This is a genomic window from Candidatus Syntrophosphaera sp. (genome assembly GCA_019429425.1).
Lineage (GTDB): Bacteria > Cloacimonadota > Cloacimonadia > Cloacimonadales > Cloacimonadaceae > Syntrophosphaera.
In genome coordinates, this window is sequence record JAHYIU010000024.1 from 20440 (window position 1) to 28210 (window position 7771).

Here is a 7771-nt window from a genome sequence, read left to right on the forward strand (position 1 = left end):
CCAAACTTTAGCTTGACAGAAATCATAACTTCTTATTTTAATGAACTTCACAGCGTTGTATTGGCAAGTGCCGATCTCCACTGCTGATTTGTATTTGTTTGAAAATTAATAAATTTATGGATATGAGGTTCAAGGGAGGTTTTGATGTTTTCGAAAATTCGAAAACGAAACGGGAACATTGTCAATTTCGATAAGCAAAAGATAGTCCGCGCCATCCAGAAAGCTGGCGAGGCCACTTCAGAATTTGACGGGGACATCGCCGAGGTGCTGACGCAGAGGGTGGTGAACCTGGCCAGGCAGATCATAAACGTGGACATTCCTGAGGTGGAGCGCATCCAGGACATCGTCGAGGAAGTGCTGCTGGCCTCTCCTTATAAAAAATCCGCCAAAGCCTATATCATCTACAGGGACCAGCATGCCCGCATCCGGGAAATGTTTTCCACCGGCGGCGTGCAGCTGATCGACCAATATCTGGAAAAGCTCGACTGGCAGGTGAACGAAAACTCGAACATGGCCTACTCCCTCCAGGGTTTGAACAACTACATTGCTTCAGAGGTCAGCAAGACCTACTGGTTGAACAAGATCTACCCTCCCGAGATCCGCAGGGCCCATGTGGAGGGAGACATCCACATCCACGACCTGGGCCAGCTTTCGGTCTATTGCGTCGGCTGGGACCTGATGGACCTCTTGGTGACGGGATTCTGCGGTGCCGAGGGCAAGGTGGAAAGCTCCCCCGCCAGGCATTTCCGCAGCGCGCTGGGCCAGATCGTCAATTTCTTTTACACCCTGCAGGGCGAGGCAGCCGGAGCGCAGGCCTTTTCAAACTTTGACACCCTGCTGGCGCCTTTCATCCGCTATGACAAGCTCAGCTATGAAGAGGTGAAGCAGGCGCTGCAGGAGTTTGTCTTCAATATCAACGTGCCCACCCGGGTGGGATTCCAGACTCCCTTCACTAACATCACGCTGGACCTCAATCCTCCGGACATCTACAAGAACCAGCCCGTGATCATCGGCGGCGAGCCCCAGGAGCTCACCTATCAGGATTTCCAGGCGGAGATGGACATCATCAACAAGGCCTTTCTGGAAGTGATGATCGAAGGCGACGCCAAAGGCCGCGTCTTCACATTTCCCATCCCCACCTACAACATCACCAAGGATTTCGACTGGGAAAACCCTGGCCTGAAGTACCTTTGGGAAGCCACAGCCAAATACGGCATCCCCTATTTTTCCAATTTTGTCAATTCCGACCTCGATCCCAATGACGCCCGTTCGATGTGCTGCCGCCTGCGTTTGGACACCCGCAAGCTGGAAGCCAGGGGCGGCGGCTTGTTTGGCGCCAATCCCCTCACCGGCTCAATTGGAGTGGTGACCCTCAATTTGCCTCGCATTGGCTATCGCGCTCATAGCGAGGAGGAGTTCTTCGCCCTGCTTGAAAATGCCCTCACCACCGCCAAGAACAGCCTGGAGATCAAGCGCAAGATCCTCGAGCGCTACACCCTGAACGGCCTCTATCCCTATACCCGCTTCTATCTGAGCAAGATCTACGACCGCTTTCTCCAGTATTGGAAAAACCATTTCTCCACCATCGGCATCATCGGCATGAACGAAGCCAGCCTCAATTTCCTGGGCAAAAACCTGGGCAGTGACGAGGGGCGCAATTTTGCCCTCAAGGTCATGGAATACCTGCGCGCCCGCCTGGTCGAGATCCAGGAAGAGGCGGAATGCAACTATAACCTGGAAGCCACACCGGCCGAGGGGACTAGCTACAGGCTGGCGATCCTGGACAAGAAACTCTTTCCGGACATCATCAGCGCCAACTGCCAGGCCGATACGCCTTTCTACACCAACAGTTCGCAGTTGCCGGTCAACTTCTCCGACGATATCTTCGAAGTGCTGGACATGCAGGACGACCTCCAGGTCAAATACACCGGCGGCACGGTGCTGCACATCTTCGGCGGAGAACGGGTCGAGCACGGCGAAAGCATCAAAAAGCTCGTGCGCACGATCTGCAACAACTACCGCCTGCCCTATTTCACCTTTTCGCCCACCTTCAGCATCTGTCCGCAACACGGATATCTGGTCGGGGAGCAGCCTGTCTGCCCCAAATGCCATAAGACGACTGAAGTGTTTTCCCGCATAGTCGGATACCTCCGTCCTGTTTCGCAGTGGAATGAGGGCAAGAAGGCCGAATTCAAGTTGCGCACCACTTTCGATCCGATCAAGAGCAGCAAGTCCAAGGCCCCCGATCCCGGCCCGGACAAACAGCACCAGGTCCTGTGACAGCTTGCAAAAGATGAAGATCGGAGGTTTCCAGAAATTTTCTCTGCTTGATTATCCGGGCCAGTTGGCGGCGATCGTCTTTACCCAGGGCTGCAATTTCCGCTGCCCCTATTGCCACAATCCCGAACTGGTCGATCCCGCTCGCTTTTCCATCACTTGGCAGACGAACCGGGTGCTCAGTTTCCTCAAACGGCGCCGGGGCAAGCTGGGAGCCGTGGTTATCACAGGCGGGGAACCAACCTGCCAGCCTGACTTGGTCAGATTTACCCGGAAACTCAAAGACATGGGTTTTTTGGTCAAGATGGACACCAACGGCTCTAATCCGGAAATGATCAATACCTTGGTGGACAAGGAGTTGGTGGACTACTGGGCGATGGACGTCAAAGCCCCGCTGGATCTCTATCCAGTGATCACGCGCAGCGATTTCCAGTCTCGGGAAATCCTCCGCAGCATGGACATCCTCCGCGCCAGCGGCATAGAATACGAGTTTCGCACCACCTTCTTCGAACTGCTTTTTACCTGGGACGACATTGCCCGCATCCAGCCCCTGCTGAAGCCCGGAGACAGGTTTTACCTGCAGGAATGCCGCTATCAGGACACCCTGGAAGATTTCAGCGACAAACTGGCCAAAAAACCCGATCTGGATGATCCCAACTATGCCCACCTGCAAGACGACCCTGCCTGTCAATCTTTGATCCGCTGGGGCGACCGGCATAAGGTGAACATCCTCATCCGCTCGCTGTAACGCCATGGATCCCATCGTCATTGAACCCTGGCTGCCTCTGGTGGCCAAACCTTCCCGCTATCTCGACCACGAGATCAACGCCGTCCGCAAGCCTTTCCAGCCGGTCAATTTCTGCTTCGCCTATCCCGACGTTTATGAGGTCGGGATCTCGCATCTGGGGCTGAAGATACTCTATTCCATCATCAACCGGCTCCCTGGCCTCATGGCCGATCGCTGCTACCTTCCCTGGCTGGACATGATCCAGATCATGCGGCGAGAGGGAATTCCCCTGTTTGGGATCGAAAGCCGTCGGCCCATCCTGGATTTCGACCTGCTGGGCATCACCCTGCAAAGTGAACTGACTTTTTCCAATGTACTGGAAACGCTCGATCTGGCGGGAATTCCCCTGCTGGCCAAAGACAGGGAAGAACAGCACCCGATCGTCATGGCAGGCGGGCCTTGTGCCACCAACCCGCTTCCCCTGGCGGATTTCATCGATGTCTTCTTCATTGGCGAGGCGGAGGAAGGGATCCAGGAGATCGCGGAGATCTTCAGTGCACATCCCGAGAGAAGAATTCGCCTGGAAGTACTCGCCAACCTGGACAGCTGTTTTGTTCCTGTTCTGCATCTGAGCCAGATACAACAGGGTTGGAAACTCAGGTCCCGCAAGTTTGCCAAGTTTGGAGATTTTACTTTAACTCACGAGCCTCAACTGCTTCCCTGGCAGTTATCTACGCACAACAGATGCGTGGCCGAGATCATGCGCGGCTGCTCCCGCGGCTGCCGGTTCTGCCATGCCGGCTATTTCTACCGTCCGGTGCGGGAACGGGCTTCCACAGAGATCAACAACAAACTTGTTGCCGAGATCCGGGAAAGCGGTTGGGACGAAGCGGGCCTGCTTTCCCTTTCCAGCAGCGATTACAGCCGTCTCCGCGAATTGCTGGACGGCTTGCTGGTCTCTTTAGATACGGATAAAACGCACATTTCGCTGCCTTCCCTGCGTGTGGACAGCCTGGACGCAAAAACCATCGACCTAATGCGCGAACTGGGGAGGGAAGGTCTGACCATCGCGCCGGAGGCAGGTACAACCAGACTGCGCGACGTCATCAACAAGAACCTTTCGGAAGAGCAGATCCTGGCCGGGGTGGGAACAGCCCTCGAGCTCGGCTGGCAAAAGGTCAAGCTCTATTTCATGCTGGGCCTTCCCAGTGAGACGGATGAGGATGTCCAGGGTATTGTAGACCTGATTGAAAAGATCTCTGCGGCAGGAGGTAAGCGAATGCAAGTTAATGTAACGCTTTCACCTTTTGTGCCCAAACCCTTCACTCCCTTTCAATGGGCAGCCATGCTACCGGCAGCCGAACTACTACGCCGCTGCCTGTTCATCAAGCAAAGCCTTTCCCGTCAGCGCCGGGTCAAGATCAAGTATCACACCATCGAAGCGTCCGTGTTGGAAGCTTTTTTCTCCCGCGGCGACGAACTGTGCGGGGAAGTACTGCTCCAAGCCTGGCGGCTGGGAGCGCGTTTTGACGGTTGGCACGAATGCTTCGATTGGCAAAAGTGGTCACAAGCCCTGGCCGAGCGTGGGATTGATTTGCATCAGTATCTGCGGGAGCGCGACCCGTCCGCGCCAATGCCCTGGGATTTCGTCGACACTGGGGTAGCGCGGGAATTTCTGCTTGGTGAATGGAAAAAAGCCCAGAGAGCGGAACCCACTCCCGACTGCCGCGAAGTATGCGGCCAATGCGGAGTTTGCGGGGAGGATCTGCAAACTGTTTATGCGCCCACAGTATCCAATGTCGAGTCTATCCCAGCCAAAACCAAATTGAGCTTTAAACCCAGTTCCGGCAAGATCCAGTACCGCCACCGGATCTGGTACTCAAGGACTGGCATCCTGCGCTTCATCTCGCATCTGGACTGGATGCGCATGCTTTTCCGCCTCATTTCCAAAGCCCCGCTGGACACGGTTTTCACCCAGGGTTTCTCCCCCCATCCCAAGGTGAGTTTGTCTCCGCCGCTGCCCCTGGGTGTGGAAAGCCAGTGCGAATTCTTCGACATTTCCTTTCATGGCAAGCATCCTGGGGACGAGATCATCGCAGGGCTAAGCCAGGCAAAGATCCCTGATTTCAGGATCCTCAAAAGTGAGGAGCTGGCGGGCAAGGCCGCACTGCCAATTGGAGAATGGATCGAAGTGGAATTCCTGTACCAGCATCTCGGCCAGGCTAAAAAAGAGCTGGACGCCTTTGCCGCGGAAACAGAAAGGATATTCACCAAAAGCACGGCTACCCGTTCCAAGAGCTATGATCTGAGATCGATCGTGGTGGCGTGGGAGTGGCGCAGCAACTCGCTTTGGCTACAAAAAAGCCTCGCCAGTCCAGCGCTTTACGATGTCCTGGCCGAACTCTTCAAGCTGGATAAAACCATCCTTTACACTTTCAAAGTGATCCGCCGGGACTGGGTTTTTTGACCCAATGACACGGCTTTGGCCGTTGGTGGCATTTTTGCCACACGATTTCTAATACTAAAACTAAAAATAATCCTTGACTCGATCTAACCCCTGGGCAAAATTACCCAAAAGACCATCCCGAGGTGTGTTATGAAAAGAACAATTATCGTCATACTTGCCAGTGTGTTACTTACAAGCCTCCTGGCTCAGTGGAGCTCCGATCCCCAGTCACCCAACCTCATCGCCGGTTTCACCGGTGAACAAGTGATGCCCAAGGTGGCGATCGCTCCCAATGGGAATACCTACCTCTGCCGTTTCGACAACAGTAGCGGCAGCTACAAAGTCTGGCTGCAGCTTTTATCCCCGGCCGGAGAAGCGCTCTGGACCGCCCCCGAGGGACTCATGGTGAGCGATCACTCGCAGATGAGCTGGCTCACCGAATATGATCTGGACGTAGATAACGACGGCAACGCCGTGATCGTTTTCCAAGATATCCGCAGTGCCGGAACCAACAACGTGGTGGCCTACAAGATCAGTTCCGCGGGCACCTTTGCTTGGGGCGCGGACGGGGTCGCCTTGTCCCTGGACACCAGCACCGATTATGGAAACATGTCACCAGTGCTGTTCAATTCCTCCGACAACAGCAGCTACGCGGCCTGGCAGAGGTTGGGGCCTGCGAATACAACGATCGCCTTCAACCGTTTGAGTGCCGCTGGCCAGAAACTTTGGGGGGATAACGGGATCACGCTCGTGCCTACCGAAGGAAGCTACACTTGGCCGCAGATCACTCAGGCGGATGGTGACAACATCCTCCTCAAATATTTCCATGATACTGGTCCTTTCTGGTCTCCAAACCGCCATGTTTACGTTGCCAAATACACTCCGGACGGACAACAGCTCTGGAACACGGTGATCACCAATGCCGGAGGACTTCCTGCCTGGCATCAGCTCATACCCTTTGAATCAGACGGAGCCGGAGGCGCGATCCTGGCTTGGTATGAGGACAGGGAGGTGGACATGGACCAGGATGTTTACGCTCAAAGGGTGACTGTGGCTGGCAGCGTGACCATGCCGGCCAACGGTGCACTGATATCCGTTGACCCCGTCAACCAGCAGTATTACCCCAAACTGGCTGTGGATACCGTTAATGAGCGCGTTTATGCTTTTTACAGGATCACCGACGCCAACCAGAATCAAGCCGGATTGGCCAGGCAAATGCTTGATTTTTCAGGAAACAGGCTCTGGGGCGACACCGGATTTGTTTTCATGGATCTTGGTGTGGCAGAGGCCAGCACGGTCGGCGCTTATTACACGGCCCAGGGAGCTGTCTGCCTCTATGAATTTGGCGGCGACAACCTTGGTGCGGCCTGCTGGGATTCTTCCGGAAACTCAGGTTGGCCGGAAGGGCCGACTGTCATAGCCAGTACCGGCGATACCAAGTACCACTTCGATCATGCCGTCCACCCGGAAGGCTGGGCCGTGCTGGCTTGGGAACAGGGATTCAACAACATGGACATCTACGCCATGCGGATCAACGCCAATGGCAGCCTGGGAATGGAATATCCCGCTCCGCGCGGACTGACGGCCACTTTGCTGCCTCCCGACGGAGTCCGGTTGGATTGGCTGCCGCCCTCCCTGTATATGGATCCCGATGGTTACTACATCTATATGAACGGGGAACTGGCCCAGGTTGTGGCCGGAGATGTCCTCACCCACGATATCACCAACCTGACGGGCGGTAACTATGAATTCTACCTCAAAGCCCGCTATGGTGACAATTATTCAGAACCCACCGAGACCGTGACGGTGATAATTGTTTCAATTGATGAGGATGCAGTGCCCGTTCCCTCCCTTGGGTTGAGATTTTATCCCAATCCCTTCCGGGGTTCCGCCATTCTCGAGATCGCCACAACCAAAGCGGAAGAGAATTGCCGGATCAGCGTTTACGACCTAAGGGGGCGCAAGCTTGCCGAACACAACTTTTCCCTCGGAAGCGGGGACCATGAACTGCCTGTCACCCCCGAAGCCTTCAACCTAAAGGAAAGCGGGATCTATTTCTTCCAACTGCAACTGGGCAATGAGACAGGCGCCATCAGGATGGTGTTGATCAAGTAAGCAACTGATCTTTCCCACATGTCTAATCTTCTGGGACACAGGAAGATAGCTAAAAATAGTTCTTGACAAAAGAACCTCATATTATATTGTGGCACAATATTATACAAGCCAAATACAAACGAGGTTCAAAAGTGATTTATCCCAGAATCAGCCAATTTAGTCAAGTCAAATCTTCGAGTTTAGTTGAAGGCCGTGCCACGGGTTTG

General features: G+C 54.5%; 4 protein-coding genes. All 4 read left to right on the plus strand.

Annotation, left to right across the window (positions count from 1 at the left end):
• Positions 1–144: 144 nt before the first annotated feature.
• The 4 genes from K0B87_04015 to K0B87_04030 all read left to right on the plus strand — a co-directional run bounded on the left by K0B87_04015 (position 145) and on the right by K0B87_04030 (position 7565).
• The gene (locus tag K0B87_04015; protein MBW6513906.1) at positions 145–2280 is read left to right on the plus strand and encodes a ribonucleoside triphosphate reductase; all 2136 of its coding nucleotides are present in this window, start codon (positions 145–147) and stop codon (positions 2278–2280) included.
• 13 nt (positions 2281–2293) lie between these two features.
• Entirely contained in the window at positions 2294–3025 is a 732-nt protein-coding gene (locus K0B87_04020) for an anaerobic ribonucleoside-triphosphate reductase activating protein (protein ID MBW6513907.1), read from the plus strand.
• 4 nt (positions 3026–3029) lie between these two features.
• On the plus strand, positions 3030–5471 hold the full coding sequence (locus K0B87_04025; GenBank protein ID MBW6513908.1) for a TIGR03960 family B12-binding radical SAM protein: 2442 nt from the start codon (positions 3030–3032) through the stop codon (positions 5469–5471).
• Positions 5472–5600: 129 nt separating this feature from the next.
• The gene (locus tag K0B87_04030; GenBank protein ID MBW6513909.1) at positions 5601–7565 is read left to right on the plus strand and encodes a T9SS type A sorting domain-containing protein; all 1965 of its coding nucleotides are present in this window, start codon (positions 5601–5603) and stop codon (positions 7563–7565) included.
• Positions 7566–7771: the final 206 nt, after the last annotated feature.

What these genes read in the sequence shown, in the direction of transcription:
- K0B87_04025 (MBW6513908.1), top strand. Translation starts at nt 3,030, where the DNA reads ATGGATCCCATCGTCATTGAACCCTGGCTGCCTCTGGTGGCCAAACCT.
- K0B87_04020 (MBW6513907.1), top strand. Translation starts at nt 2,294, where the DNA reads ATGAAGATCGGAGGTTTCCAGAAATTTTCTCTGCTTGATTATCCGGGC.
- K0B87_04030 (MBW6513909.1), top strand. Translation starts at nt 5,601, where the DNA reads ATGAAAAGAACAATTATCGTCATACTTGCCAGTGTGTTACTTACAAGC.
- K0B87_04015 (MBW6513906.1), top strand. Translation starts at nt 145, where the DNA reads ATGTTTTCGAAAATTCGAAAACGAAACGGGAACATTGTCAATTTCGAT.